The 26,139-nt window shown below is 67.8% G+C and carries 26 protein-coding genes; 9 read left to right on the top strand and 17 right to left on the bottom strand.

The features are described from left to right. Positions 1-12: 12 nt before the first annotated feature. Positions 13-513 (top strand): CinA family protein, encoded by a 501-nt coding sequence (locus tag H3H55_RS02850; protein ID WP_193097604.1) that lies wholly within the window; start codon positions 13-15, stop codon positions 511-513. 60 nt (positions 514-573) lie between these two features. Here H3H55_RS02850 and pyrF read toward each other — a convergent pair whose 3' ends face one another. The 17 genes from pyrF to mpl form a co-directional block, all read right to left on the bottom strand. Beyond that, the gene (pyrF, locus tag H3H55_RS02845; protein ID WP_129513681.1) at positions 574-1,401 is read right to left on the bottom strand and encodes an orotidine-5'-phosphate decarboxylase; all 828 of its coding nucleotides are present in this window, start codon (positions 1,399-1,401) and stop codon (positions 574-576) included. A gap of 39 nt (positions 1,402-1,440) precedes the next feature. Then, a complete protein-coding gene (locus H3H55_RS02840; RefSeq protein ID WP_129513680.1) occupies positions 1,441-2,502 on the bottom strand; it encodes an aldose 1-epimerase in 1,062 nt (353 codons plus the stop codon). Positions 2,503-2,552: 50 nt separating this feature from the next. Further along, positions 2,553-3,368: an SDR family NAD(P)-dependent oxidoreductase gene (locus H3H55_RS02835; protein ID WP_193097603.1), complete on the bottom strand. Its 816-nt coding sequence runs from the start codon at positions 3,366-3,368 to the stop codon at positions 2,553-2,555. A gap of 29 nt (positions 3,369-3,397) precedes the next feature. Next, positions 3,398-4,414: an L-arabinose ABC transporter permease AraH gene (gene araH / locus H3H55_RS02830; protein WP_193097602.1), complete on the bottom strand. Its 1,017-nt coding sequence runs from the start codon at positions 4,412-4,414 to the stop codon at positions 3,398-3,400. Between the two features lie 70 nt (positions 4,415-4,484). After that, complete coding sequence (gene araG, locus H3H55_RS02825) at positions 4,485-5,996, bottom strand: L-arabinose ABC transporter ATP-binding protein AraG (RefSeq protein WP_129513677.1); 1,512 nt, start codon at positions 5,994-5,996, stop codon at positions 4,485-4,487. A gap of 68 nt (positions 5,997-6,064) precedes the next feature. Beyond that, on the bottom strand, positions 6,065-7,060 hold the full coding sequence (locus tag H3H55_RS02820; protein WP_193097601.1) for an arabinose ABC transporter substrate-binding protein: 996 nt from the start codon (positions 7,058-7,060) through the stop codon (positions 6,065-6,067). 102 nt (positions 7,061-7,162) lie between these two features. After that, positions 7,163-7,942 carry an SDR family oxidoreductase gene (locus H3H55_RS02815; protein WP_193099437.1) on the bottom strand — a complete coding sequence of 260 codons (780 nt, stop codon included), beginning with the start codon at positions 7,940-7,942 and terminating at the stop codon, positions 7,163-7,165. Next, positions 7,942-8,619 carry a 2-dehydro-3-deoxy-6-phosphogalactonate aldolase gene (locus H3H55_RS02810; protein ID WP_193097600.1) on the bottom strand — a complete coding sequence of 226 codons (678 nt, stop codon included), beginning with the start codon at positions 8,617-8,619 and terminating at the stop codon, positions 7,942-7,944. Before H3H55_RS02810 ends, H3H55_RS02815 begins: the two co-directional genes overlap by 1 nt. Positions 8,620-8,642: 23 nt before the next feature. Then, positions 8,643-9,668 carry a 2-dehydro-3-deoxygalactonokinase gene (locus tag H3H55_RS02805; RefSeq protein ID WP_193097599.1) on the bottom strand — a complete coding sequence of 342 codons (1,026 nt, stop codon included), beginning with the start codon at positions 9,666-9,668 and terminating at the stop codon, positions 8,643-8,645. Continuing rightward, positions 9,665-10,564: an IclR family transcriptional regulator gene (locus H3H55_RS02800; RefSeq protein WP_048251172.1), complete on the bottom strand. Its 900-nt coding sequence runs from the start codon at positions 10,562-10,564 to the stop codon at positions 9,665-9,667. Before H3H55_RS02800 ends, H3H55_RS02805 begins: the two co-directional genes overlap by 4 nt. A 348-nt stretch (positions 10,565-10,912) precedes the next feature. Beyond that, a complete protein-coding gene (locus tag H3H55_RS02795; RefSeq protein ID WP_129513673.1) occupies positions 10,913-11,311 on the bottom strand; it encodes an EF-hand domain-containing protein in 399 nt (132 codons plus the stop codon). Positions 11,312-11,393: 82 nt separating this feature from the next. Further along, the gene (locus H3H55_RS02790; RefSeq protein ID WP_129513672.1) at positions 11,394-13,004 is read right to left on the bottom strand and encodes a S10 family peptidase; all 1,611 of its coding nucleotides are present in this window, start codon (positions 13,002-13,004) and stop codon (positions 11,394-11,396) included. 425 nt (positions 13,005-13,429) lie between these two features. Next, positions 13,430-14,167 carry a monofunctional biosynthetic peptidoglycan transglycosylase gene (gene mtgA, locus H3H55_RS02785; protein WP_048251169.1) on the bottom strand — a complete coding sequence of 246 codons (738 nt, stop codon included), beginning with the start codon at positions 14,165-14,167 and terminating at the stop codon, positions 13,430-13,432. Positions 14,168-14,181: 14 nt separating this feature from the next. Further along, entirely contained in the window at positions 14,182-15,048 is an 867-nt protein-coding gene (gene aroE / locus H3H55_RS02780) for a shikimate dehydrogenase (RefSeq protein WP_193097598.1), read from the bottom strand. Then, on the bottom strand, positions 15,045-17,138 hold the full coding sequence (locus H3H55_RS02775; RefSeq protein WP_193097597.1) for an RNB domain-containing ribonuclease: 2,094 nt from the start codon (positions 17,136-17,138) through the stop codon (positions 15,045-15,047). The genes aroE and H3H55_RS02775 overlap by 4 nt, the downstream gene beginning before the upstream one ends. Before the next feature lie 80 nt (positions 17,139-17,218). Beyond that, positions 17,219-17,788 carry a YqiA/YcfP family alpha/beta fold hydrolase gene (locus tag H3H55_RS02770; RefSeq protein ID WP_048251166.1) on the bottom strand — a complete coding sequence of 190 codons (570 nt, stop codon included), beginning with the start codon at positions 17,786-17,788 and terminating at the stop codon, positions 17,219-17,221. After that, on the bottom strand, positions 17,785-19,170 hold the full coding sequence (gene mpl / locus H3H55_RS02765; RefSeq protein WP_129513669.1) for a UDP-N-acetylmuramate:L-alanyl-gamma-D-glutamyl-meso-diaminopimelate ligase: 1,386 nt from the start codon (positions 19,168-19,170) through the stop codon (positions 17,785-17,787). Before mpl ends, H3H55_RS02770 begins: the two co-directional genes overlap by 4 nt. A gap of 235 nt (positions 19,171-19,405) precedes the next feature. On the opposite strand from mpl, the gene H3H55_RS02760 reads away from it, so the two are divergent. The 8 genes from H3H55_RS02760 (at position 19,406) to tpx (ending at position 26,128) form a co-directional block, all read left to right on the top strand. Next, positions 19,406-20,050, top strand: a complete 645-nt coding sequence (locus H3H55_RS02760; protein WP_193097596.1) for a UDP-N-acetylmuramate--alanine ligase — start codon at positions 19,406-19,408, stop codon at positions 20,048-20,050. Positions 20,051-20,057: 7 nt separating this feature from the next. Further along, positions 20,058-20,609 (top strand): TlpA family protein disulfide reductase, encoded by a 552-nt coding sequence (locus H3H55_RS02755; protein ID WP_193097595.1) that lies wholly within the window; start codon positions 20,058-20,060, stop codon positions 20,607-20,609. Positions 20,610-20,803: 194 nt separating this feature from the next. After that, on the top strand, positions 20,804-21,256 hold the full coding sequence (gene aroQ, locus H3H55_RS02750) for a type II 3-dehydroquinate dehydratase (protein WP_193097594.1): 453 nt from the start codon (positions 20,804-20,806) through the stop codon (positions 21,254-21,256). A gap of 66 nt (positions 21,257-21,322) precedes the next feature. Beyond that, a complete protein-coding gene (gene accB, locus H3H55_RS02745) occupies positions 21,323-21,793 on the top strand; it encodes an acetyl-CoA carboxylase biotin carboxyl carrier protein (protein ID WP_129513666.1) in 471 nt (156 codons plus the stop codon). An 84-nt stretch (positions 21,794-21,877) separates the two neighbouring features. Beyond that, positions 21,878-23,245, top strand: a complete 1,368-nt coding sequence (gene accC / locus H3H55_RS02740) for an acetyl-CoA carboxylase biotin carboxylase subunit (protein WP_193097593.1) — start codon at positions 21,878-21,880, stop codon at positions 23,243-23,245. Positions 23,246-23,247: 2 nt separating this feature from the next. Then, on the top strand, positions 23,248-24,150 hold the full coding sequence (prmA, locus tag H3H55_RS02735) for a 50S ribosomal protein L11 methyltransferase (protein WP_193097592.1): 903 nt from the start codon (positions 23,248-23,250) through the stop codon (positions 24,148-24,150). A gap of 45 nt (positions 24,151-24,195) precedes the next feature. Continuing rightward, on the top strand, positions 24,196-25,551 hold the full coding sequence (locus H3H55_RS02730) for a zinc-ribbon and DUF3426 domain-containing protein (protein ID WP_193097591.1): 1,356 nt from the start codon (positions 24,196-24,198) through the stop codon (positions 25,549-25,551). Between the two features lie 73 nt (positions 25,552-25,624). Further along, positions 25,625-26,128, top strand: a complete 504-nt coding sequence (gene tpx / locus H3H55_RS02725) for a thiol peroxidase (RefSeq protein WP_129513663.1) — start codon at positions 25,625-25,627, stop codon at positions 26,126-26,128. The last annotated feature ends 11 nt before the right edge of the window (positions 26,129-26,139 follow it).

The raw sequence follows: 26,139 nt of genomic DNA, 5'->3' as shown, positions 1-26,139 counted from the left end.
TTCCCGACGCGCATGCCAACCGATTCCGTCGTCCACCAGCTTGCGATCCGCGCAGGCAACAAGTTGCGTGACGAGCACCTGACGCTCGCCACCGCCGAATCCTGCACGGGCGGCATGATCGCCGCGGCGATCACCGACATCTCCGGCAGCAGCCAGTGGTTCGAGCGCGGCTTCGTCACCTACTCGAACCAGGCCAAGATCGAGATGATCGGCGTGCCGCCCGAGCTGATCGACAAGCACGGCGCCGTCAGCGAGCCCGTCGCGCGCGCGATGGCCGAAGGCGCGCTGCGCAACAGCCGTGCTCAGGTCTCGCTGTCGGTCACGGGCATCGCGGGCCCGGCCGGCGGCAGCGAGAAGAAGCCGGTCGGCACCGTGTCGTTCGGCTGGAGCAACCGGCTGCATACCGACGTCGAGACGCTCGTGTTCAAGGGCGACCGCGAACAGATCCGCACGCAGGCGGCCGTGCACGCGCTGCGCGGGCTCCTGAAGCTGCTCGACGAGCGCGAAGGCTGAAGCACGGCCCGCCGCGCGCGGGCTCGGCAACAGGCCGCCCGGGCGGGCGGCCTGCACATTTCAGCGATACGCGTTGATCGTATCGCGGGTCTTTTGCGCGGCGAGCGCCGCGGCTTCGGCGAAATCCTCGCCGTTGCTCGCGTACAGGATCGCGCGCGACGAGTTGATCATCATTCCCGTCGCGTCGACCGTGCGGCCCGCGTTGACGGTCGCCTGCACGTCGCCGCCCTGCGCGCCGATGCCGGGAATCAAGAGCGGCATGTCGCCGACGATCCCGCGCACGATCTCGATTTCCTTCGGAAACGTCGCGCCGACCACGAGGCCGAGCTGGCCGTTCTTCGCATTCCACTTGTTCGCCGCGAGATCCGCGACGACCTGGTACAGCGGGCGGCCGTTCGTATCGAGGAACTGCAGGTCGGAGCCGCCCGGGTTCGACGTGCGGCACAGCACGATCACGCCCTTGCCTTCATGCTCGAAGTACGGCTCGACCGAGTCGTAGCCCATGTACGGGTTCACCGTGACCGCGTCCGCGCGATAGCGTTCGAACGCTTCGCGCGCGTACTGCTCGGCCGTGCTGCCGATGTCGCCGCGCTTCGCGTCGAGGATCACGGGCAGGCCCGGATGCTGGAGATGGATGTGCGCGATCAGCCGTTCGAGCTGGTCTTCCGCGCGATGCGCGGCGAAGTAGGCGATCTGCGGCTTGAACGCGCTCGCGTACTGCGCGGTCGCGTCGACGATTTGCCGGCAGAATTCGAAGATCGCGTCGGGCTGGCCGTCGAACTGCACGGGAAAGCGCGACGGCTCGGGATCGAGGCCGACGCACAGCAGCGAATTGGTGCGCTGCCACGCGGCGCGCAGCGATTCAATGAAAGTAAGCGGGGAAGACATGGCGGGTACTCGCGGCAAACCGTTGGTAGACCGCGTATTTTACCCGCGTCGCCGGCGTCCCTCGCGTGTCGCGGCATTGCTGCGCGCATCGGCGCGCTCGACGGTGAACGCAAAACGCCGCGTGAGCCGCTCGCCCGGCGCGAGCAGCGTCATCCCGTGCGCGACCGCGCCGCCGGGCAGGTTCATCGCATTGATCGGATGATCGACCGGCTCGAAGCAGAAGAAATCCTCGCCGGGCGGCGTATAGAGCACGTACGCGTCGGTGTCGGCCGCGACGGTCAGCGACAGCCTGCGGCGCGGCCAGCTCACCGTCGCGTGGCCGCCCCAGCCGGTGAACGCATGATTGACGAGCGCGGCCGGCAACGGATAGGCGACGCCGAACTGCCAGGCCGGCGGCACGCTCACGTGCCGCACCGGCAGGAAATCGGCGCCCGACAGCCACAGCCCGCCGGCGGCCGCGGCCAGCTCGGTCACCGCGTCGCGCACGAGGAACGGATGCACGCCGAGCCCGAACGGCAGCCGGGCGCGCCCCGCGTTCTCGATCGACAGCGCGATCGACAGCGTCGCATCGTCGAGTTCGAACGACTGGATCGCGCGGAACGCATACGGCGCGCCGCCGGTGCGATCGAGCGACAGCTGCAGCGTCGTGTCGGTCGCATCGTCCACCTGCCACGGCGCGAGCCAGCCGTCGCCGTGGATCGGCAGCGGTTCGTCGCGGCGGTTACGCGGCACCGCGACGCTGCGGCCGTCGCATTCGAAACGCCCGTCGCCGATCCGGTTCGAGTAAGGCAGCAGCGGGTAACACGCGAGCTCGTTCGGGTCCGTCGCCGTCTCCGGATGCTCGCAACGGCGGAACACCGGCATCAGCGCGCCGTTGTCGCCGCGCCAGTCGAAGCGCGCGATGCCGCCGCCCAGGTGCGGCAACACGTCGAGCCGCAGCGACGCGTTCGACAGCGTGACGGCCGCCGCATGCGCGGCGCCAACGCCCTGCGCGAAGGCGGCCGTCTGCGGGCCGGGGCTGACCGGCTGCGCGGCGGCGGCCAGCCGGGCGCGGCGCGACTGGCTGGTGGACGACGATGCGTGCGAGGACGTGGCGGTCATGATGAGCTCCTTTCCTTCGTCGAAGAAACGATGCAGGTCGGTGCGAACGGTCAGGCCCAGCCGCCGTCGACGATCACGTCCTGCGCGGTGATCATCCGGCTGTCGTCGGCCGCGAGGAACAGCGCCATCCGCGCGAGGTCGCCGGGCAGCAGTTCGGCGTCGAGACACTGGCCGGCCTTGATCGCCGCGCGGCCCGCGTCGTCGAGCCACAGCCGGCGCTGCTTGTCGGTCATCACCCAGCCGGGCACCAGCGAATTCACGCGGATGCCGAACGGGCCGAGGTCGCGCGCGAGGCCGCGCGTCAGGCCCTGCACGGCCGCCTTCGCCATCACGTAGACGGGATAACCGCCGTTCTTCAGCATCCAGCTGATCGAGCCGAGATTGACGATCGAGCCGCCGCCCTGCTGCTTCATGTCGTCGATCACCGCCTGCGCGGCGAAGAACTGGTGACGCAGGTTCACCGCGATGCCCGCGTCGAACGATGCGGGCGTCACGTCGCCGATCGCATGGCGCGTGTCGTTCGCCGCGTTGTTCACGAGCACCGCGATCGCGCCGATTCGCGCACGGATCGCGTCGATCGCATGACGCAGCGCGTCGACATCGGTCAGGTCGCACCGGATGAACAGCGGCGCGTGACGGACATGCGGCACGTGCGCGAGGCTTTCCGCCAGCGCCGTGCCGGCGTCCGCGTCGAGGTCGACGAACGCGACGCGTGCGCCCTGCTGCGCGAAGTGCTCGACGAACGACGCGCCGATGCCGGTCGCGCCGCCCGTGATCAGCACCGCGCGATCCGCGAGGCTCGGGTAACTTGCATAACGCGCAGGGCTCGCGGTGAGCGGGTCGTGCGCGAACGTGTCGATGGTCATGCGGTTCGTCTCCGTGAAGGCGGCTCGGGTCAGTCGCGTACGCCGCGGTTCTTCAGCTGGTCGAGCAGCACGGCCGCGAGCAGGATCGCGCCGCGCACGAGGTATTGATAGAACGCGTCGATGTTCAACAGGTTCATCACGTTTTCGACGGTGCCCATGATCAGCACGCCGATCACGACGCCCGAGATCGTCGCGCGGCCGCCCATCAGCGACACGCCGCCGAGCACGCACGCGGAGATCACGTTCAGCTCGAAGCCCTGCGCGGCGTTCGGCTGGCCCGACGTGATGCGCGACGCGAGGATCACGCCCGCGAGCGCCGTCACCGCGCCCTGGATCAGGAAGATGTACACGCGCGTGCGTTCGACGTTGATCCCCGCGAGCCGCGACGCCTCCGGGTTGCCGCCGATCGCGAGCGTGTTGCGGCCGTACACGGTCTGGTTCAGCAGCACGCCGAACGCGATGAAGCACAGCAGCGTGACCCAGATCGGCAGCGACACGCCGAACATCGACAGCCCGCCGAGCGCGATGAAGGTATCCGACGACACGCCGACCGCCTGCCCCTTCGACACGATGAAGCCGAGCCCGCGCACGATCTCCATCGTCGCGAGCGTCGTGATCAGCGCGTTGATGCGCAGGTACGCGATCACCGCGCCGTTCACGAAGCCGATCGCGGCGCCCGCCGCGACCGCCGCGACGATCGCGACGAACGTGTTGTCGGTCGCGTTCAGCACCATCGCGCACAGCACGCCCGAGAACGCGACGGTCGAGCCAATCGACAGGTCGAAATCGCGCGACGCGAGACAGAACATCATCGTGCACGCGACCATGCCGATCTGCGAGATCGACAGCGCGAGCCCGAGCATGTTGTCGATCGAGAAGAAGTGATCGACCGTCAGCGACATCGTCACGAACATCACCGCGAAGATCGCGATCAGGCTGTATTCGGTCAGATGCTGCCACCACTTCTGGCGGTCGTTCGGCTGCGGAACCAGCGTATCGGCCGACGGCTTCACGGCTGTGCTGGCGAGGTTTTCCCTGACTTGCATGATTGTGTCTCCTGCTCTTGCATCGCGCGGCCCGCGCCGCGCCTGGTCGATTCGAATGTCGTGCGCCGCGTCAGGCCGCCTGGGCGGCGCTCGTCTGCGGCAGCGCGAGGTTCAGCACCGCGTGCTCGTTCGCCTGTTCGCGCGACAGCTCGCCGGCGATCCGGCCTTCGCGCATCACGACGATGCGATCGGACACGCCGAGCACTTCCGGCAGTTCCGACGACACCATCACGATCGCGCAGCCGCGCTCCGCGAGCCGGTAGATCACGTCGTAGATCTCGTGCTTCGCGCCAACGTCGATCCCGCGCGTCGGTTCGTCGAGGATCACGACCTTCAGGTCGGGCTCCGCGAGCCAGCGCGACAGGATCGCCTTCTGCTGGTTGCCGCCCGACAGGAAGCGGATCTTCTGCCGCCGGTTCGGCGTCTTGATCTTCAGCCGCTGGATGAAGCGGTCGGCGGTTTCGTTTTCGGTCTTGCGATCGATGAAGAGCCCTGCGCGCAGCGAATGGCGGCGGCAACTGATGTTGATGTTCTCCGCGACCGACGCGATCGCGATGATCCCTTCTTCCTTGCGGTCCTCGGGGCACAGCACGATGCCGTGGCGGATCGCGTCGCCGGTGCGCTTCACGTCGATGCGCGCGCCGTCGAGCGTCAGCACGCCCGCACGCCGGCGGTCCGCGCCGTACACGAGCCGCATCAGTTCGCTGCGGCCCGCGCCGACCAGCCCGAAGAAGCCGACGATCTCGCCCGCGCGCACCGAAAAGCTCGCGGGCTCGCGCAGCGCCGGGCCGTCGACGCCTTCGGCGGAGAACCGCACGTCGCCGAGCGCGCGCGGCGCGTAATGGTAGATATCCGAAATCTCGCGCCCGACCATCTCGGCGACGAGCCGCTCGCGCGGCACGTCGTCGAGCGACGCGTGCGACGCGACCTTGCGCCCGTCACGGAAGATCGTGCAGCCGTCGCACAGCCGGTAAATCTCGTCCATCCGGTGCGAGATGTAGATCAGCGCGCGGCCCTGCGCGCGCAGGTCGTCGACGAGCTTGAACAGCACCTCGGTCTCGCGATGCGACAGCGAACTGGTCGGTTCGTCGAGCGCGATCACGCGCGCATTGCGCATCAGCGCCTTGCAGATCTCGACCATCTGCCGCTGCGCGATCGACAGCCGCCCGAGCTTCGCGTCGGGATCGAGATCGACGCCCATCGCGGCGAGCCGCTCGCGCACATGGCGTTTCGCCTCGCGCTTCCTCACCCAGCCGAACGCGTTCGGCAGGCGGCCGAGCAGCAGGTTTTCCGCGACCGTCAGGTCGGGCACGTACTGCAGCTCCTGGTGAATCACCGCGATGCCGGCCGCGATCGACGCGGCCGCACTCGCGAACTGCACGGGCTGGCCGTCGACCAGCACGCTGCCCGCATCGGGCTGGTATTCGCCACCGAGAATCTTCAGCAGCGTCGACTTGCCCGCGCCGTTCTCGCCCATCAGGCCATGCACCTCGCCCGCATGCACGTCGAACGAAATGCCGTCGAGTGCGCGCACGCCGGGAAATACCTTGCCGATATTGTCAAAACGCAGTGCCGCTGACACGTCGTCTCCCCACTTCCGAAACCGATCGACCGCCGGCCGCCGCATCGCCGCGGCAGCCGGCGGGCCGCTTACTTCGATGCGAGACCCATCTCCTCGCGCACCTTCGACACGTTGTCGCGCGTCGCGAGCATGCCCGTCGTCAGCGTCAGCGCCGGCGGTGCCTTGCCCTGCGTGATCCACGTGTACATCAGGTCCGAGGTTTCCTCGCCATGGCGCTTCGGGCTGATGATCACGGTGCCGTAGAAGCCCGTCGGCTGCGGCTTCTTGAATTCGTTCATCGCCGAATCGGAACCGCCGATGCCGATACCGACCATGTTGTCCGCCTTGAAGCCGCGCCCTTCAGCCGCGCGCACCGCGCCGAGCACCGCCTCGTCGTTCAGGCCGTACGCGACCCAGTGCTTGAACTGCGGGTTCTTCGTGAGCGCGATGTTCGCCGCGTTGAACGCGTTCTCGGTGTCGGTCTTCGCCTGCGGTGCCGCGATCACGTTCGCCTTCGGGAAACCGGCGGCCACCAGCGCGTCGGTCGCGCCGCTGGTGCGATCGTGCGCGGTCGGCAGCTGCTCGTAGGTGATGTCGATCGCGCCGACGTCCTTCATGTCCCAGCCGCGCTTCTTGATCTCGGCCGCAATGCCGTCACCGACCTGCTTGCCGATGTTGTACGCGGAGATCCCCATGTGCGGCACCGCCTCGATCGGCTTGCCCGCGCCGTCGACGAGGCGGTCGTCGACCGTCATCATCTTCAGGTTGTGCGACTTCGCCTTCGCGACGATACCCGGCCCGAGCTTCACGTCGGGCGTGCAGATGATGAAGCCCTGCACCTTCTGCGCGGACAGGTTGTCGATCGCGCTCATCACCTTCTCGCCCGACGGCGCGCCGATCTTCACGAGCGTGAAGCCCTTTTCCTTCGCCGCCATCTCGGCGAACTTCCACTCGTCCTGGAACCACGGTTCTTCCGGCTGCTTCACCAGAAAGCCGATCTTGACCGGATCGGCCGCGTGCGCGACCGGGCTGCCCATCACCACCGCGGCAGCCGCGGCCAGCGTTACGAACGTTCTGCGTTTCATCTCCAGTGTCTCCTTGTCTTCATCGAACAGGATGCAGCCGCTTGTTGGTTTCGACGCAGCGTGCGCGCGGCCGTCGCACGTGCGGTCTTTCGAATCGTTGCGTCAGTCGTGATACAGCGCCGCGCGCCCGCCATCGACGGTGATGCACGCGGCATTGATGAACGGCGCCTCGTCGGACGCCAGGAACACGGCCGTCATCGCGACCTCCTCCGGCCGGCCGATCCGCTTCATCGGCTGCAGCGCAAGCGTCTCGGCGCGCGCGGCGGCCGGGTCAGGCTGCGCGTCCCACCAGTCGCGCGTGAGCTGCGTCTCGATGTAGCCCGGCGCGATCGCGTTCACCCGCACGTTGCGTGCCGCGTATTCGATGCCGAGCGCGCGCGTGAGGCCCAGCACGCCGTGTTTCGCGACCGGGTACGGAAAGCAGCCCGGGATGATCCGGAACGCATGCGTCGACGCGATATTCACGATGCTGCCGCGGCCGCGTTCGACCATCCCTTCCAGCGCCGCGCGGCAGCCGTGCCACACGCCGTCGAGGTCGACCGCGAAGCAGCGGCGCCAGTCGTCGTCGGTCATCGTCAGCGGATCGGCGAACACATTGATGCCCGCGTTGTTCACCAGCACGTCGAGCGGGCCGAACGCCGCCTCGGTCTGCACGAGCGCGGCGCGCACCGAATCCTGCCGCGCGACGTCCGCATGCAGCGGCAGCACACGCGCGCCGTCGGTGTCGTGCGCAATCGCGGCGGCCGTGTGCTGCGCCTGCGGGAAGTCGAGATCGACGAGCGCGACGGCCGCGCCCTCGCGAGCGAACGCACGGGCGATCGCGGCGCCGATGCCACGGCCCGCGCCCGTCACCATCGCGACCTTGCCCGCGAGGCGGCCCATCATGCGGCTCCGCCGCGCGCGACGCGCAATCCGGCCTGGAACGCGCGCGCGTTCGCCGCGGTCGCGTCGGCCGGCTGGCCGGGCCGGTACAGCGCCGAGCCGAGCCCGAAGCCGTTCGCGCCGGCCGCGAGGAACGGCTGCATGTTGTCGGGCGAAATACCGCCGACCGGGATCAGCGGCACCGCGCGGTTGATCACCGCGCGCCATGCCTTCACGACGGGCACGCCGAGCTGCTCGGCCGGGAACATCTTCAGCACGTCGGCGCCGTTCGCGAGCGCCGCGAACGCTTCGGTCGGCGTCGCAACACCCGGTGCGCTCGCGAGGCCACGCTCGCGTGCGCGGCGGATCACGGCCGCGTCGCTGTGCGGCATCACGATCAGCGCGCCGCCCGCGTCCTGCACGCGGTCGACAAACTCGGCGCGCAGCACGGTGCCGGCACCGACGATCGCGTCGTCGGGCAGCGCGCGCCGCAGCGCCGCGATGCTGCCGAACGGGTCCGGCGAGTTGAGCGGCACCTCGACGATCCGGAAGCCGGCTTCGTAGAGCGCATGGCCATGGTCGGCCGCGTCGGCGGGCGTGATCCCGCGCAGGATCGCGATCAGCGGACACGCATCGAACGCGCGCATCAGTGCGGCGTGGGGCGTGTACGGCGCGGGCAACGTAAGGTCGGACGGCATGACGAGGTTCCTCTGCAATCGGTTCATTGGTCGGCGAAGACGGGCTCGCCGTCCGCACGCACGAGCCCGGCGCGCGACGCGATCCGCCACAGGCCGCGCTCGGTCGCATGCGCGACGACCCGTGCATGCGTGTGGCCGAATTCGCGGAGCGCAGCGACATAGCGCGCACACAGGCTGTCGTCGCCGATCAACAGCAGCGGCTGGGACGCGAGCGCGATGCCGCGCTCCGCGAGCATCGCGTCGAGCGCGTTGAGTTCATGGCCGATCAGCAGGCCCGACAGATAGTCGCCCTGCGCATCGGGCGCGAGCCGGTCGGTCAGGCCGAGCGTGCGCGTGCTGAAAATCGTCGCGAGCAGCCCCGTGCGCTGTGCGCCGCGCGCGACCGACACGCCGCGCACGAACGCCGCGTGGTCGGGCGACGCGCCCGCGCGCATCGTGCGGCCGAGTATCGTGTGGTCGCGCAGCACCGCGAACAGCTCGCCCGTCATGAAGGTCTGGAAGCGCTCGATCAGCCCGTCCTTCACCCACGCCCATTTCGCATGCGTGCCCGGCAAGCCGATCAGTACCCCTGAACGATCGGTGCCAAGCGTGGGATCGCTCGCGAGTGCACCGAATATCTGCGTTTCTTCGCCGCGCATCACGTCGGGCAATTCGCCCGTCGCGATCACGCCCGGCACGATCGATACCGTCGTGCCGCGTGACGTCGTCACCGTGATGAGGCCCGCGACGAGCGCGTCGGCACCGGCCGGCACCGCGACGTACGGCGCCTCGCGCCAGCCCTGCGCGCTGCCGACCATCCCGGCGGCGAGCACCGGCACGCCGGGCGTGCGGTCGAGCCAGTCGCCGCACGCTTCCTCGAACACCGCGTCGAACGCGCGCGCGCCGCCGCCCGGGACATGCATCACGCCTGCCGCACGGCTGCGCGAGTCGACGAGCGCGCCATGCGCATCGTAGAGATAGGCGCGCAGCGACGTCGTGCCCCAGTCGAGCGCGATCAGCGACGGGGTAGCGGAGCTGGCATCCGGAACGGGCCGGGTCGAAGTCGTCATCGTTTGATCCTGCGGGTACCCTGCGGCGGGCTCCAGCCCAGTTCCGCGGAAATCGCTCGCGCTTCGCGCTGCACGAGCGGAATCAGTTCGTCCATCCGGTCATGCGGCATGTACGGAATCGTGCTCGCGACCGATACGGCCGCGACGACCGCGCCCGATGCGTCGCGGATCGGCGCGGCCACGCAGCGGATCGACGCCTCGTTCTCCTCGAGATCGAACGTATAGCCGCCGGCCGCGTAATGGGCCATGCGCTGCAGGAACGCGCTCGTCTCGGGCCGGTTGTCGGGCTTGAAATTGACGCCGGCCAGCGCGCGCCGCGCGGCCTCGAACAGCGAGCGCCACAGATCGGGATCGAGGTCGAGCATCATCGCCTTGCCGATGCCCGTCGATGCGAGCGGCATCCGGTGGCCGACGCGCGAACGCATCTCGAGGCCGCGCGTGCCGGGAATCTTGTCGATGTACAGCACGTCGTCGCCGTCGCGCACGCCGAGATGGATCGTGTCGAGCGTCGCTTCCGCGAGCGCTTCGAGATGCGGCCGTGCCACCGCGGTGAGCGGCATCTGTTCGAGCGCGATCGTGCCGAGCTCGATCAGCTTCGGGCCGAGCAGGTAACCGCCCTGCACCTGCCGCAGGTAGCGCGCCTGCACGAGGCTGCTGACGAGGCGGTGCGTCGTGCTGCGCGTCGTGCCGAGCGCGGCGCCGATCGCACGCATGTCGCGCGCGCCGTTCGCGATCGCCTCGAGGATCGCGAGACCGCGCAGCAGCGTCTGCGTGCCGGCCTGCTGCGCGGCGAGATCGAGCGGCGTGCTGGTCGCGCCGATGCTGTCGGTCAGCGACGTATCGTCCGGCGTCGCGCGCCGGGTGTCGAGGGCAAGGGGTACGGGCATCTTGGTCATGGAGCGGGCTTCTTCAACGGAATCGGTGAAGCCGCTCGCGCGGCGCCGGAACTGCGTCCGGTGCTGCGGCGTGGCGGCGGTCGATGCACCGAGGGAAGCGCCCGGCGAACTTCATGGAATGTGTCTCCGTGTGCGTCGGGCGCCGCGCGATGCGTGGGTCCGAAGCTGTCGATGTGCTTCGGATTGTAGGAGCGCACGCACTTGTCTCCAATATTTGAATGCGTTGCCCAGATAATGAGAATTCGGCGAACATCCGCCACATGCAGGATGAAACGGCCGCGCCAAGTGCACGGGGGCGGAACCCGCTGTCACGCAGGTTCCGCCCCCGTTTGTCCACATCCGTCGCGCTTACTGCTGGCTTGTGCTGCGTGCCTGCATGTAGCGCTGCACGTCGGAGAACGATACGCGGCCGTTGCCGCTCGCGTCGATCTGCCGGAAGTGGTTCGCGACATAACCGAGGCCGGCCGCGCGCGCCTGCGCCTCGGTGATCGAACCCGTGCTCTGCGTATCGGCCGCGTCGAACTGCCGCGCGAGCTTGCGCACCACCTGCGCATGCAGCGCGGCGCCCGTCGTCTGCGTGCCGGCCGTCGGCTTGCGTGCGGCCGGCGGCACGTACGGATCGCCGAGCTGCGCCTGGCGCGCGCGCGCCGGTGCGGCGGTGTCGCTCGCCTGCGCGAACGCGGATACGGATGCTGCGGCGCCGGCGCAAACGAGCGCCGCGGCAACGACGATGAAACGATTCTTCATATCAGGCTCCAGTCTGGAATGAGGTCGTCGACGGCCGGCGACGCGCCACCGTGGGCGTCGGTCGCCGGCCTCGCGCATCGCATCAGTGCGCGGCCGCGTTGTAGAAGGTCACGAGGTCGGCTTTCTCCTGCGGACGCGACGTATCGTCGAGATAGACCATGTGTCCGCCCTGATAGTCCTTGATCGTCAGGTTCGGTTGCGACCCGAGCCGCGCAAGGTCGAGCTCCGTCTGGTAGAACGGCGTCGCGATGTCGTGATACCCGTTCAGCGACAGCACCTTCAGCGACGGATTCAGCGTCAGCGCCGCGGCAAGATCGGGGATCGTGTCGGGCATCGCGAGGCCGTCGTGCGTCCAGTCCCACGTGTTGATCGCATTGCTGCTCAACGAGTACGCCGACTGCGCGGTGTATTTCAGCTCGTTCGGCAGGTAACGGCCGATCGTGTCGGTGAACGGCTGCGTGATGTACGTGCTCGACGGATCGCCGCCCGACGCCAGCGGGCTCGATACCGGCACGTTCACCCGTGCATCGTAGCGACCGATCAGCGTGCCCGGAACCAGCGACAACTGGAAGCTGTTGTCGAAGAAGGTCGGGATCACGTTGAAGTTCGCGTTCCACAGCGCCTGCTTCACGCCGGTCGAGTTCGCCATCGTCGTGACGAGATTCGGCGGCGGCGGCGTATGGCTCGCGAGGTACGCGTTCACGGCAGGCGCGTAGCTGCCGGCCGTCAGCAGCCGCATCTGGTCCGCATACTGCGGCAGGTTCGACGGGTTCGGATTGTCGAGCTGATAGTACGCGCCGACGGTGCCGTACGACGGCACGAAGCCCGCGCAGCTCACCGGGCTCGAACCGTTGTTCGAGTTGCCGATGTAGTCGCTCGCCATGTCGCAGTTCGTGTTGTAGTTCAGGATCGACGACTGCAGCACGATGCCGGCGAGCTTCACGCCGGCCGTCTCGAGCAGGTTCGCGAGCACGTCGGTGCGCGGCGTGCCGTACGACTCGCCGAACAGGTATTTCGGCGAATCGTTGCGCTGATTCACGGTCAGGTAGCGGACCACGAAATCGCGGAACGCGCCGCCGTCCTGGTCGACGCCCCAGAACGACTGGTTCGTGTTCGGCGCAATCGCTTCGGAGAAACCGGTGCCGATCGCATCGACGAACACGAGGTCGGTCGTGTCGAGCAGGCTTTCCTGATTGTCGACGAACGGGAACGTCGACGTGTTCGCGTTCGGGTCGCCCGTCTGGATCCGCCGCGGGCCGAACGAGCCGAGGTGCAGCCACACCGATGCCGAGCCGGGGCCGCCGTTGTACAGGAACGTGACGGGCCGCTTCGCCGCGGGCTGGTTGTCGGCCGTGTAGGCGACATAGAAGAACGACGCTTCGGGCGCGCCTGTCTGCGGATTACGCGCGACGAGGTGGCCGGCCGTGGCCGTGTAATGGATCGTCTTGCCGTTCAGCGTGATCTGGTGATGCGTGACGGCGGCCTTTTCCACCGCGGCGGACGCGTCGAGCGACGCGGTCGCGCTCGACGAATAACTGTTGGGATCGTTGTACGCCCTGTCCACCTGGCTGGCGGGATCGGCTGAATTGTCGGCGCTGGAAGCGGCGGACGACGTCACGTCGTCGTTGCAGGCCGTCAGGATCAGCGAAGAGAACACAACCCCCAACAACAGCTTGGCTTTGCTCGCTGGCATTGTTGCTTTCCTTCTCTCGGATGTTTTTGTATCGAGCAGCCTGATAAGCCGCCCCCCGCCTCGATTGCGGCCGATAAGCCGAGGCGCTGGCCAATATACGCGAGCCCGTCAGCTTTGAAAAATTTTGAAATATTTGGCGGGAGACCGGTGCAGCGCACACCTTTCAGAAATGCTTCGGTTCATGAAACGTTGCATTTCACGTGCCTTTCATCGACTTTCGCGTTTACCCGGCAATACTAAAAAAGCGCGGATTTCGTGCCATATCGCCCAATAAAATCGCGCGATCGAACGTATTGATCAGTAAAGCGAAATAGACGAATTCGTCTAATGGATATGGCCCGAAATGCGCGTGACACGATTGCGCTGCAGCGCACAAACGGCGTGTCGGCGGCGAAACGGACAATGCGACGGCGCGAACGCGCCGCTCACTCGGATTGCGGAAGCGCGGCCGCGCCCATCCGGCGGGCGATGATCGCCGCGCGCTGCGCCTGGTAGGCCGAGCCGCGGTGCGCATCGAACCAGCGCGGCTTCGGCAACATGACCGCGAGGCGCGCCGACTGCCACGCGCCGAGCCGGCTCGCGGGGATCTTGTAGTAATAGCGCGCGGCTGCTTCGGCACCATACACGCCGCGCCCCCACTCGACGGAATTCAGGTAGATCTCGAAGATCCGCTCCTTGTCGAGCACCGTTTCGAGCATCCACGTGATGATGAGCTCCTGCCCCTTGCGGATGTAGCTCTTCTCGCGCGACAGGAACAGGTTGCGCGCGAGCTGCTGCGTGATCGTCGAGCCGCCCGCGACGATCCGGCCGCGCGCCTTGTTCTTCTCCCACGCCTGCAGGATCGCGTCGACGTCGTAGCCGTTGTTGGTCGCGAAGGTCGAATCTTCCGACGCGATCAGCGCGCGCTTCAGGTTGCGCGAGATCTGGTCGTACGGCACCCACTGGTGCTGGATCTGCGCGGGCGGCTGCTCGCGCGACAGCCACCATGCGTCGGTGCGCATGAACGCGGTCGAACCCGGATTCACGAACGACCACAGCGCGATCTGCGCGAGATAGAACAGTTGCGTCGCGAGCCACGCGCCCGCGAACACCGCCCCCGCATAGACGATCCAGCGGGCCGGGCTGACCGTCCGCGTGCGCTGCGTGCCGCTCACCGCCGCCACCTGCCGCGCTCCGCTCAGCTCGCCGCGAGCGCCTGGCGCAGCGCGGCAAGCACCGGTGCACCGTCCGGCCGCACACCGCGCCAGATGAAGAACGATTCGGCCGCCTGCTCGACGAGCATCCCGAGCCCGTCGGCCGTGCGCGCACCGAGCGACGCCGCATGCTGCATGAACACGGTCGGCTGCGCGCCGTACATCATGTCGTACGCCAGCGTGCCCGCGCCGAACGCGGCCGCGTCGCACGCCGGCAGCGCCGCGTCGAGGCTGCCGGCCGTCGCATTGACGATCACGTCGTACGGCTCCGCGCGCACCACGTCGGGGCCGCCGCCCGCGAGCGTGCAGCCCGCATCGTGCGCGGCCTGCATGAACTGGCCGACGAGCGCCTCGGCCTTGCTCGCGGTGCGGTTCACGATCGTGATCGACAGCGGCGCGCGGTCGAGCAAAGGCAGCACGACACCGCGCGCGGCGCCGCCCGCGCCGAGCAGCAGGATGCGTGCGCCCGCGAGCGACACGCCGAGGTTCGACTCGATGTCGCGCACGAGACCGACGCCATCGGTGTTGTCACCGTGGATGCGGCCGTCGGCGTCGATGCGCAGCGTGTTCACCGCACCCGCCGCCGCCGCGCGCGGCGACAGCGTGTCGGCGAGCGCATGCGCTTCGAGCTTGAACGGCACCGTCACGTTCGCGCCGCGACCGCCTTCAGCGACGAACGCACGCACGGCCGCTTCGAAGCCGTCGACCGGCGCGAGCCGGTGCGTGTAGTCGACCGGCTCGCCCGTCTGCGCGGCGAACTGCGCGTGGATGAACGGCGACTTGCTGTGCGCCACCGGGTTGCCGAACACCACGTAGCGGTCGGCGCCGCTCGTCGACGCAGCCGCATTCATGATGCGCGTCCCTCTTCGCTATCGTTGCCGTTGCCGCTCGCGGCTTCGCCGCCGCCGTCCGCCGCCGCACCGTCCGCTTCGGCCAGCGCTTCCGCCTCGGTTTCCGCCGTGGCGTCTTCCGCGTCGATCAGCGTGTCGTCGTCGCCTTCGGCGTCATCCTCTTCCTCGGCCGCATCGCCGCTCGTCACGGTCGGCGCATCGAGCACGTTCAGCAACCGCACCGACGCCTCGATCGTCAGCTCGTCGAGCGACATCACGTCGAGCAGCACGCGCGTGCCGCGTGCATGCACGCCGAGCCCCGGCACATGCAGCAGCAGCGGAATTTCCTCGAGGCGCACGAGATCGCCCTTCACCACCGCCGCGACGACCTGCTTCTTCTTCTCCTGCGCGAGCCAGCGCAGGCACCAGAAATACTCCATCCGGCGCTGGTAGTCGGCGTAGGCCGTGTAGGTGTCGTCGAAGCCCTGCACGACCGCATACAGGTCGGCGTCCTTCGGCTTGAACGGCGCGGCGAGCTTCGCGGTGACGCCATGCTGCACGCACGCGAGCAGTTGCCACTGGTTGACCAGATCGACGTAGCGGCGTAGCGGCGACGTGCTCCACGCGTACTGCGGCACGCCAAGGCCTTCGTGCGGCGCGGCCGTCGTCTGCATCCGCGTGCGCTTCGGGCCCGGCGCGCCGAAGCCGCGCTGCGAGCGGTAGATGCCGGGCACCGTGTGGTCATGCAGGAACGCGCCCCAGGTCGAGTTCGCGAGGATCGCGAGCTCCGACACGATCAGGTCGAGCGGCGACCCGCGACGGCGCGGCGTGATCGACACGTGCTCGCCGTCGACGTAGAAGTTGTAGTCGGTGTTGCGCTGCACTTCGCGCTTCAGGCCGTAGCCCGCGCGCGCAAGCTGGCGCTTCTCGAACAGCGCCTGCGCGAGCGGCCACAGCACGGCGATGTCGTCCTTGTGCGGATACTCGCCGGTGCCGGCCGCGAGCGTCTCTTCGTTGACGAGCTCGTCGAGCGTGTTGTGACGCAGGTTGTTCTTCACGAACACGAGTTCGGCGCGCGTCTCGTTCGCGACGATGTCCTGCGTTTCGCGGTTGACGATGATGTACAGCGACAGCGCCGGGCGGTAATCGCCCTCCTTCAGCGTGAACACGTCGACGACGTCGTCCGGCAGCATCGTGATCTTGTCGCCCGGCATGTAGACGGTCGACAGGCGCGTGCGCGCGATCGCGTCGACCGCGTCGCCGCGCACGATGCCGAGCGCCGGCGCGGCGATGTGCACGCCGATCCGCACGCGGCCGTCGGACAGGTGCTCGACCGAGAATGCGTCGTCGATTTCGGTCGTCGTGATGTCGTCGATCGAGAAGGCCTCGACGTTCGCGCGCGGCAGGTCGTCCGGCAGCGCGCCGACCGTGACGGGCGGAAAGCCCGTGCCGTGCGGGAAGAACTCCGCGAGGAAGCGCGCCTCGTGCAGCGCGCGCGGCGACGCGATGCCGCCGCAGTCCAGCATCAGGCGCGCCGGCGACACTCCGCGTGCGCCGGCCGCCGCTTCCATCGCCTTGTATTCGATCGCGTTCTTGTCCGGCCGCGTCAGCAGCCCGAGCACCTTGCCCGCGAACGCTTCCGGCAGCTTGCCGGCCTTCAGTTCCTCTTCATACTGCACCTGGACCAGCGCCTGCTGGCGCTTGCGCTCGAGCGACGCGAGCGCCATCTTGAGCTGCTCTTCCGGCGCGCGCTGGTACTGGCCGCGCCCCTTGCGGCGGAAATAGACGGGCGAGCCGTGCAGCCGCAGCACCAGCGCCGCGCGCTCGACCGGGCCGTACGTCGCGCCGAAGTACTCCGCGGCCAGCGCCGTATACGCGAACTCGTCGGATGGCGCGCATTCCCACAGGAAATCCAGATCGATCTGCTGCGCGGCCGTATCGGCCTCCTGCATCAGTTCGCCCGCGGCCGGCTTGTCGAATTCGATCAGCACGTCTTTCGCGCGCACCTTCGCGCGCCGCCCGCCGGGCAACTCGACCTGAAATGCGTCGCCCTGGCGCGACAGCACGCTGCCCGCCTTGAAACTGCCCGATTCCTCGAAGAAAACGTTCACTCAGTACTCTCGTTCAGACTGCCGGGCGCCGCGTCGGCGGCGCCGCATGATGATGGGGATTCGATCGGCACAGGGCCGGTTTATCGCGCTTTTCCGTCGCAAAACGCGAGAACGTCGTCGACATAGTCGGCAAATTCGCTGATCCCGTGATCGCTGCCGTCGATCACGCGGGTGTTCGCGCCCGGGTAATGGGCCAGCATCTCGCGGTAGTCGAGCACTTCGTCGCCGGTCGCCGCGAACAGATAGTAGCGTTCGGCACGCGTGATTGCCGGCACCCGCAGCGCGTCGAGCTCGTGCAGGTGATGGCGCTCGACGACGATCGTGCCGCCGCCGTGCCACAGCGGCTGTTCGCCCAGATGCTGCTCGAGATCGCGCTGCGGCACGATGGCCGGATTCAGCAGCACGGCCTTCCAGCCGTGCTTCTCGGCCAGCCAGGTCGCGTAATAGCCGCCGAGCGAGCTGCCGATCACGGTCACGTCGCGTGCGCCCGCGACCTCGGCTTCCGCGACGGCGATCGCCTCGAGCGGCGACACCGACAGCGATGGGCAGCGCCACTCGTCCGTGCGACCGAGTTCGGCCATGCGCGCGGCGAGCAGCCGCGACTTCTGCGATTCCGGCGACGACCGGAAGCCGTGCAGATACAGGATCACGTGCGGCTCCCAAGCGCATCGAGCAGCTTCTGGTGCACGCCGCCGAAGCCGCCGTTGCTCATCACGAGCACGTGGTCGCCCGGGCGCGCGGCCTCGACGACGGCCTTCACCAGCAGGTGGAGATCGTCGAACGCGCGCGCGTTGCCGCCAAGCGGCGCAAGCGCCTCGGCGAGATTCCAGCCGAGCGCATCGCGCCCCGTCGGCGCGCCGTAACCGAACACGAGATCGGCATCGGCCAGGCTCGCCGGCAATTGCGACTTCATCACGCCGAGCTTCATCGTGTTCGAGCGCGGCTCGAGCACCGCGAGGATGCGGGCATTCTGGCTACCGATGCGCGCACGAAGGCCGGCGATCGTGGTTTCGATCGCGGTCGGATGGTGCGCAAAGTCGTCGTAGACGGTCACGCCGTCCACGCTGCCGCGCACTTCCATGCGGCGCTTCACGTTGCGGAACGATGCGAGCGAGGCGGCGGCTTGCGCGGGCGGCACGCCGACGTGGCGCGCGGCGGCAATCGCCGCGAGCGCGTTCATCCGGTTGTGATCGCCCTGCACCTGCCACGCGACTTCGCCGACGCGTTCGGCATGCGAATACACCGCGAAGCGCTCGTCGACCGGCACGCCGTCCTCGGCCGGCAGCGCCTGCCAGCCGCCGTCGACGCCGAACCGCTCGACCTCGCTCCAGCAGCCGCGCGCCAGCACGCGCTCGAGCGCGTCCGAGCGGCCGTTCGTGACGATCCGGCCGACACCGGGCACGGTACGCACGAGATGATGGAATTGCGTCTCGATCGCGGCGAGATCCGGGAAGATGTCGGCGTGATCGAATTCAAGATTGTTCAACACCGCGGTGCGCGGCCGGTAGTGGACGAACTTCGAGCGCTTGTCGAAGAACGCCGTATCGTATTCGTCGGCCTCGATCACGAAGAAGCTCGAATCGGTCAGCCGTGCCGACACGCCGAAGTTCAGCGGCACGCCGCCGATCAGGAAACCCGGGTTCAGCCCCGAGTCTTCCAGCAGCCACGCGAGCATCGACGACGTGGTCGTCTTGCCGTGCGTGCCCGCCACCGCCAGCACCCATTTGCCCGCCAGCACGTGCTCGCCGAGCCATTGCGGGCCCGACACGTACGGCAGGCCGCGATCGAGGATCGCCTCCATCAGCGGGTTGCCGCGCGTGACGACGTTGCCGATCACGAACAGGTCCGGTTTCAGGTCGATCTGTTCGGCGCCGTAGCCTTCGATCAACGTGATGCCCTGCGCCTCGAGCTGCGTGCTCATCGGCGGATAGACGCCCGCGTCGCAACCCGTCACCGTGTGGCCCGCCTCGCGCGCGAGTACGGCGAGACCGCCCATGAAGGTGCCGCAGATGCCAAGAATGTGGATGTGCATAGATGAATGCTTTCGCGCCGCCGGGCGCCGTCGATTCGGAAAAGATGCGTCTGCGGCGCGCCGGACAGGCCGTGCGACCGGCGCTCGTCGCCGCGACACAAAGAGCAGTATTGTAACTGACGGCCTGCCATGCCCGGCGGCCCGAACGATGCGCGCGAACGGCGCCGGCGCGCCGGGCGGCAGGCGGCTGCCCCCGTGCTCGGGCGCCGCAGCGATCGAGTATGATTGCCGGATCATGTCTCGCAAACCTCTTGTCGACCCGCGGCGCGTCCGCGAGGAAATCGCCCAGTCCGCCGCCCGCCTGATCGCGGAGGACGGCCTGGACTACGCCAGCGCGAAACGCAAGGCCGCGCGCCAGTTGCTGGGCGATTCGCGCGTTGCCGGCGAATGGCTGCCGGATAACGACCAGATCGAGGAAGAACTGCGCGAGTATCTCGCCCTGTTCCAGAGCGACACGCAGCCGGACGAACTGCGCCGCCTGCGCGAAGTCGCGCTCGACTGGATGCAGCGGCTCGCCGAGTTCCGTCCGTATGTGACCGGCGCCGTGCTGAACGGCACCGCGAACGCGCATTCGGACATCCATTTGCAGGCATTCCCCGACAACCCGAAGGACGTCGCGATTTACCTGCTGAACCAGAACGTCCAGTACGACGTGTCCGAGACGCGGCACTTCGCGGGCCGCAACGACGTCGAGACGCTGAGCTTCCTGTGGCGCCCGCGGCGCGACGTGGACGCAATCGGCATCCACCTCGCGCTCTATGCGAGCGACGACCTGCGCGGCGCGGTCAAGGCCGACGCGCGCGGCCGCGTCGCCCGCGCGGATGCCACCGCGCTGCGCGCGCTCGTCGAGGCGGGCAAGGCCCCTTCCGAACCGGAATGATTCAACGATGATGATGAAACGCATGATGGCGCTCGCGGTGGTCGCGGCCGCCGCCGTTGCCGGCGGGATCGCCGCCGGCCATTGGTTCCGCGGCAGTGCCGACGACGGTGTCGCCGTCGCCGCGCCCGCCGCGCAGGGCAACCCGGTCGACCAGTTGTGGGCGTCGTCGCTGACCGACGTCGACGGCAAGCCGGTCACGCTGGCCGCCTTCAAGGGCCAGAAGGTCGTCGTCAATTTCTGGGCGTCGTGGTGCGGCCCGTGCGTCGAGGAGATGCCCGAGCTCGTCGCGCTGTCACACCAGTACAAGCAGAAGGGCATCCGTTTCATCGGGATCGGCGTCGATTCCGGGCAGAACGTGAAGAACTTTCTGCAGAAAGTGAAGGTCGACTATCCGGTTTTCGTCAGCGGATATGCGGGGGCCGATCTGGCCCGTAATTTTGGGAATACCGCCGGTGCGTTGCCGTTCACGGTCGTGATCGACCAGACCGGCAAGGTTCGCGAGACAAAATTGGGACAAATCCAGCCGGCCGAGCTGAAAAAGACGCTCGACGCGCTGTAACCTGCCCGAACGACGGCCCGCACGTTGGCGGCGATTTGTGGGTCGATCGCCGCAATTTCGCGTGAATTCGCCGATACTTTACATTCGCACCGGTAATTCTTGCGGGTCCGGCGTGCCCGGCCGTTCGGCGAAACTAGACAAAATTCTCTAAATAGCGCTAAAGTTCGCGCAATTCCGCAGAAATAGAAGCGACCATGACACGATTGCTGGTGCTGCACGGCCCCAACCTGAACCTTCTCGGCACCCGGGAACCGGAGGTGTACGGCCACGTCACGCTGGCGCAGATCGATCAGGCGCTTGCCGCACGCGCCCGGGAAGCCGGTGCCGAACTGTCGTCGTTCCAGAGCAACCATGAAGGTGCGCTGGTCGACCGCATCCAGGCCGCGCGGGAGGAACAGACCGATTTCGTCCTGATCAATCCGGCCGCGTATACGCACACGAGCGTCGCGATCCGGGACGCGATCGCCGGCGTTGGCATCCCGTTCGTCGAGGTTCACTTGTCGAACGTGCATCGCCGCGAAGCGTTCAGGCACCACTCCTACTTTTCCGACCAGGCCGAAGGCGTGATCTGCGGGCTTGGCTGGAAAGGTTATCTGTACGCGCTCGAGTACGCGCTGGACAAGCTGCAAGGCACGTCGCGCGGCTGATTTCGCGATCTAGATTCAGCGCCGGCCCCTAACCGGCGCTTTTACGTATTGAAAGGGGAATTCCCGATGGATCTTCGTAAGCTGAAAACTCTGATCGACCTCGTCTCCGAATCCGGCATCTCCGAGCTGGAAGTGACGGAAGGCGAAGGCAAGGTGCGCATCGTCAAGAACGCACCGCCGGTCTACGTACAGCCGACGGCTGGGTATGCCCCGCAATTCAGCGCACCCGCTCCGTCGGTCGCACTGCCGACCGAAGGCGCTGCTGCGCCGGCAGCCGGCGCTGCAGCGCCCGCCGTCCCGCAGGGCCATATCGTGACGTCGCCGATGGTCGGCACGTTCTATCGTGCGCCGTCGCCGGGCGCGGACCCGTTCGTTCAGGTCGGCGATACGGTCAAGGAAGGCCAGACGATCTGCATCATCGAAGCGATGAAGCTGCTCAACGAGATCGAGTCGGACAAGGCCGGCGTGGTCAAGGAAATCCTCGTCGAGAACGGCCAGGCCGTCGAATACGGCCAGCCGCTTTTCGTGATCGGCTAAGCCCGCCGCGCGGCCAGCCGGCCGCGCGCCGCCGATGCTCGCCAGGCGCCGTTCGCGCGCCCCTCGAAGAGACGAATACTCGCTATGTTTGAAAAAATCCTCATTGCCAATCGCGGTGAAATCGCGCTGCGCATTCAGCGCGCGTGCCGCGAGCTCGGCGTCAAGACGGTGGTCGTCTACTCGGAAGCCGACAAGGAAGCCAAGTACGTGCGCCTCGCGGACGAAGCCGTCTGTATCGGCCCGGCCCCGTCGAACCTGAGCTACCTGAACATGCCGGCGCTGATCAGCGCCGCGGAAGTCACCGATGCCGAGGCGATCCACCCCGGCTACGGCTTCCTGTCGGAGAACGCCGATTTCGCGGAGCGCGTCGAGCAGTCGGGCTTCACGTTCATCGGCCCGCGCCCGGAAACGATCCGCATGATGGGTGACAAGGTCACCGCGAAGCAGACGATGATCAAGACCGGCGTGCCGTGCGTGCCGGGCTCGGAAGGCGCGTTGCCGGACGATCCGAAAGAGATCGTGAAGATTGCGCGCTCGATCGGCTATCCGGTCATCATCAAGGCCGCCGGTGGCGGCGGCGGTCGCGGGATGCGCGTCGTGCACACCGAGGCCGCGCTCGTCAACGCGGTCAACATGACCCGCGAGGAAGCCGGCCGTGCGTTCGGCAACCCGCAGGTGTACATGGAGAAGTTCCTCGAGAACCCGCGCCACATCGAGATTCAGGTGCTGTCCGACGCGTACAAGAACGCGATCTGGCTCGGCGAGCGCGATTGCTCGATGCAGCGCCGCCACCAGAAGGTGATCGAGGAAGCGCCGGCGCCCGGCATTCCGCGCCGCCTGATCGACCGCATCGGCGACCGCTGCGCGGACGCATGCAAGAAGATGGGCTACCTCGGCGCGGGCACGTTCGAGTTCCTGTACGAAAACGGCGAGTTCTACTTCATCGAGATGAACACGCGCGTGCAGGTCGAGCACCCGGTGTCGGAAATGATCACCGGCGTCGATATCGTGCAGGAACAGATCCGCATCGCGGCCGGCGAGAAGCTCGCGCTGCGCCAGCGCGACATCCAGTTCCGCGGTCATGCGATCGAGTGCCGGATCAACGCCGAGGATCCGTTCAAGTTCACGCCGTCGCCGGGCCGGATCACGTCGTGGCATACGCCGGGCGGCCCCGGCGTGCGCGTCGACTCGCATGCCTACAATGGCTATTTCGTGCCGCCGAACTATGATTCGATGATCGGCAAGCTGATCACCTACGGCGCCACGCGCGACCAGGCGATCCGCCGGATGCGCATCGCGCTGTCGGAAATGGTCGTCGAAGGCATCCAGACCAACATCCCGCTGCACCGCGAGCTGATGATCGACTCGAAGTTCGTCGAAGGCGGCACCAGCATCCATTACCTCGAAAACCGGCTCGCGCAGAAGCAGCAGGTCGCACCGGAAGAAGCGTAAGCATGAGTTATCGCGAACTCGTCGTCGAACTGGCCCGTGAGCATGCGGAGGCATTGTCCGACGCGCTGCTCGAACTCGGCGCGCTGTCGGTGTCCGTCGAGGACGCCGACGCCGACACGCCCGACGAACAGCCGCTCTTCGGCGAGCCGGGCCTCGTGCCCGATCGCACCGCGTGGCAGCACTCGCGCGTGGTCGCGCTGCTGTCGGCCGACCACGAGCCGGCCGTGCTGCTCGCGGCGGCCGCGAATGAAATCGGCGTCGCCGAGACGCCGACCTTCACCGTTCGCGAAGTCGAGGAACAGGACTGGGTACGGCTCACGCAATCGCAGTTCGAGCCGATCCCGATCGGCGAGCGGATCTGGGTCGTGCCGTCGTGGCACGATGCGCCCGATCCCGACGCGCTCGTCCTCGAACTCGACCCCGGCCTCGCATTCGGCACCGGCAGCCACCCGACCACGCGCCTTTGCATGGAATGGCTCGAACAGTCGGTGAAGCCCGGCCAGTCGGTGCTCGACTACGGCTGCGGCTCCGGCATTCTCGCGATCCTCGCGAAGAAATGCGGGGCGAACCCCGTCATCGGCATCGACATCGATCCGCAGGCGGTCGAATCGGCGCGGCAGAACAGCGAACGCAACCGTGCGGAAGTCACGTACGGGCTGCCCGATGCATGCCCGGAAGGCGAATTCGACATCGTCGTCGCGAACATCCTGTCGAACCCGCTGAAGCTGATGGCGTCGATGCTGGCGTCGAAGGTCAAACCGGGCGGGCGCATCGCGCTGTCGGGCGTGTTGGCGCGTCAGGCGGACGAAGTCGCGGCCGTCTACGCGCGCTACGTCGACATCTCGGTCTGGCGCGAACACGAAGGTTGGGTATGCCTCGCCGGAACCCGGCGGGAAAGCCATTAGAATAGCGCTGTCCTTCACTCTGGCCAGCAGGCCGCCCGGCTCGACATGCTTCTTGCGACGCGCTGCCCTCATTGCGAAACCGTCTTCCGGCTGCAGCAGGAACAGCTCTCGCTGCATCAAGGGCTCGTGCGCTGCGGGCATTGCCACGAAGTCTTCAACGCGTCCGAATCGCTCGTTCCCGAGCACGCGCAGCAGCCCGAACCGGCCTTGACCGAAACGGCTGCCGCGCCGGACGACGGCGACGCGCACCAGCAGGCCGCGCCGCCACGGCTGTTCACCAGCACACCGGCCGCCGGGTCGCCATCCGACACCGATTACAAGCCGGAAGGCTGGGACATGTGGGCGCCATGGCTCGACGCCGGCGTCGATCCGTCGCTGCAGCACAGCGTGGAGACCGTGCGCACCGAGCCGCTGATACCGCTCGCGCTCCCGGCCACGGAAGCCGGTGTCGTTCACCTGTCGGGTACGCCCTCGCCGATCGCATCCTCGCCGGCCGAACTGGACGCCTCCGCTGCCATCGAGTCACCGACCGAAGCGCATTCGACGCAGCCGCAACACGATACCGAAGCTCCGGCCGCACCCGTCGAGTCGTCGCCCGTCGAGCGCGACCCGCGTGAGCCCCGCTTCGTCGCCCGCGTTCCATCGGACGCGGATACCGCTGCCGATGACGCCGAACCCGTCGGCAACACGCACTTCGCCGTGCCGGAAGACGAACGCGCGCCGCGCGAACCGCGTTTCGCGTTTGCTCCGGCACCGGCTGTAACCGAAGCCGAACCCGAGCCCGACGCCGGCATCGCGCGGCACGACAAGACACCGACCACGGCCGCCGACGAGCCGGCAGCCCCGTTCCCGGCCGCGCTGACCGACGACGATCGCCCGCACTTCGCCGTCACGCGCGAGACGCGCGCGCCGCAGCGGCGCGGGATGCTCGGCGGCTTTTTCGGCGGCCTGGTCGCCGCCGTGCTGGCCGTGCTGCTCGTCACGCAACTCGCGTGGTGGCAACGCGAAACGCTGATGATCTACTGGCCCGTCACGCAGGGCTGGTTCCGGCAGGCCTGCGGGCCGCTCGGCTGCACGGTCGCGCCGCCGCGCGCGATCGACGGCCTGAGGCTCGACGCAACCGACCTGCGCCAGCTCGACGGCCCGCGCGAACTCGAACTGAAGGTACCGCTGACGAACCGCTATCGCGTCGCACTCGCGTATCCGTCGCTCGAGCTGACGCTGCTCGACGACACCAATCACGTAACCGTGCGCCGCGTGCTCGCGCCGCGCGACTACGTGCGCCCGGGCACGCCGATCGACGCCGGGCTGCCGCCCGGTACGACGCAGACGATGATCGTCCGCCTCGAAACGAACGGCACGCCCGCCTCGAATTTCCGCGTCCAGATCTTCTATCCGTGACGCGCCGCGGCGCGCGCAGGCGCGCCCGTCTCAACCCGCGCGCCCGAGCGGCGCGCTATTTCGGAGCACGAACATGAGCAAAGTTACGCTGGGTGGCAACCCGATCGAAATCGCCGGCACGTTCCCGGCCGTCGGCGCGCAAGCCGCCGATTTCAAGCTGGTCGGCAAGGACCTCGCCGACCTGTCGCTCGCCAGCTTCGCCGGCAAGCGCAAGGTGCTGAACATCGTGCCGAGCCTCGACACGCCGACCTGCGCGACGTCGACCCGCAAGTTCAACGAAGCCGCATCGTCGCTCGACAACACGGTCGTGGTCGTCGTGTCCGCCGACCTGCCGTTCGCCGCCACGCGCTTCTGCACGACCGAAGGCCTCGAAAACGTCGTGACGGCTTCGACGTTCCGCAGCGGCCGCGCGTTCGCGAACGCGTACGGCGTCGACGTGACGAACGGCCCGCTGAACGGCCTGACCGCACGTGCGGTCGTCGTGCTCGACGCGCAGGACAAGGTGATCCACGCCGAACTCGTCGGCGAGATCAAGGACGAGCCGAACTACGACGCCGCGCTCGCCGCACTGAAGTAATCCGCTGCCGC

Source organism: Burkholderia sp. Z1 (genome assembly GCF_014893795.1).
Classification (GTDB): Bacteria; Pseudomonadota; Gammaproteobacteria; order Burkholderiales; family Burkholderiaceae; genus Burkholderia; species Burkholderia theae.
The sequence above is the reverse complement of the archived record's forward strand: the minus strand, read 5'-3'. Positions and strand labels throughout refer to the sequence as shown.

Bases quoted from the DNA above. Each gene is read 5' to 3' on its own strand.
- H3H55_RS02755 (WP_193097595.1), top strand. From the start codon at position 20,058: ATGATGATGAAACGCATGATGGCGCTCGCGGTGGTCGCGGCCGCCGCC.
- aroQ (WP_193097594.1), top strand. From the start codon at position 20,804: ATGACACGATTGCTGGTGCTGCACGGCCCCAACCTGAACCTTCTCGGC.
- H3H55_RS02800 (WP_048251172.1), bottom strand. From the start codon at position 10,564: ATGACCAAGATGCCCGTACCCCTTGCCCTCGACACCCGGCGCGCGACG.
- H3H55_RS02790 (WP_129513672.1), bottom strand. From the start codon at position 13,004: ATGCCAGCGAGCAAAGCCAAGCTGTTGTTGGGGGTTGTGTTCTCTTCG.
- H3H55_RS02835 (WP_193097603.1), bottom strand. From the start codon at position 3,368: ATGACCATCGACACGTTCGCGCACGACCCGCTCACCGCGAGCCCTGCG.
- prmA (WP_193097592.1), top strand. From the start codon at position 23,248: ATGAGTTATCGCGAACTCGTCGTCGAACTGGCCCGTGAGCATGCGGAG.
- accB (WP_129513666.1), top strand. From the start codon at position 21,323: ATGGATCTTCGTAAGCTGAAAACTCTGATCGACCTCGTCTCCGAATCC.
- H3H55_RS02795 (WP_129513673.1), bottom strand. From the start codon at position 11,311: ATGAAGAATCGTTTCATCGTCGTTGCCGCGGCGCTCGTTTGCGCCGGC.
- aroE (WP_193097598.1), bottom strand. From the start codon at position 15,048: ATGAATGCGGCTGCGTCGACGAGCGGCGCCGACCGCTACGTGGTGTTC.
- H3H55_RS02815 (WP_193099437.1), bottom strand. From the start codon at position 7,942: ATGGGCCGCCTCGCGGGCAAGGTCGCGATGGTGACGGGCGCGGGCCGT.
- H3H55_RS02820 (WP_193097601.1), bottom strand. From the start codon at position 7,060: ATGAAACGCAGAACGTTCGTAACGCTGGCCGCGGCTGCCGCGGTGGTG.
- H3H55_RS02810 (WP_193097600.1), bottom strand. From the start codon at position 8,619: ATGCCGTCCGACCTTACGTTGCCCGCGCCGTACACGCCCCACGCCGCA.
- H3H55_RS02730 (WP_193097591.1), top strand. From the start codon at position 24,196: ATGCTTCTTGCGACGCGCTGCCCTCATTGCGAAACCGTCTTCCGGCTG.
- H3H55_RS02840 (WP_129513680.1), bottom strand. From the start codon at position 2,502: ATGACCGCCACGTCCTCGCACGCATCGTCGTCCACCAGCCAGTCGCGC.
- accC (WP_193097593.1), top strand. From the start codon at position 21,878: ATGTTTGAAAAAATCCTCATTGCCAATCGCGGTGAAATCGCGCTGCGC.
- tpx (WP_129513663.1), top strand. From the start codon at position 25,625: ATGAGCAAAGTTACGCTGGGTGGCAACCCGATCGAAATCGCCGGCACG.
- araH (WP_193097602.1), bottom strand. From the start codon at position 4,414: ATGCAAGTCAGGGAAAACCTCGCCAGCACAGCCGTGAAGCCGTCGGCC.
- mpl (WP_129513669.1), bottom strand. From the start codon at position 19,170: ATGCACATCCACATTCTTGGCATCTGCGGCACCTTCATGGGCGGTCTC.
- H3H55_RS02760 (WP_193097596.1), top strand. From the start codon at position 19,406: ATGTCTCGCAAACCTCTTGTCGACCCGCGGCGCGTCCGCGAGGAAATC.
- H3H55_RS02850 (WP_193097604.1), top strand. From the start codon at position 13: ATGCCAACCGATTCCGTCGTCCACCAGCTTGCGATCCGCGCAGGCAAC.
- H3H55_RS02805 (WP_193097599.1), bottom strand. From the start codon at position 9,668: ATGACGACTTCGACCCGGCCCGTTCCGGATGCCAGCTCCGCTACCCCG.
- pyrF (WP_129513681.1), bottom strand. From the start codon at position 1,401: ATGTCTTCCCCGCTTACTTTCATTGAATCGCTGCGCGCCGCGTGGCAG.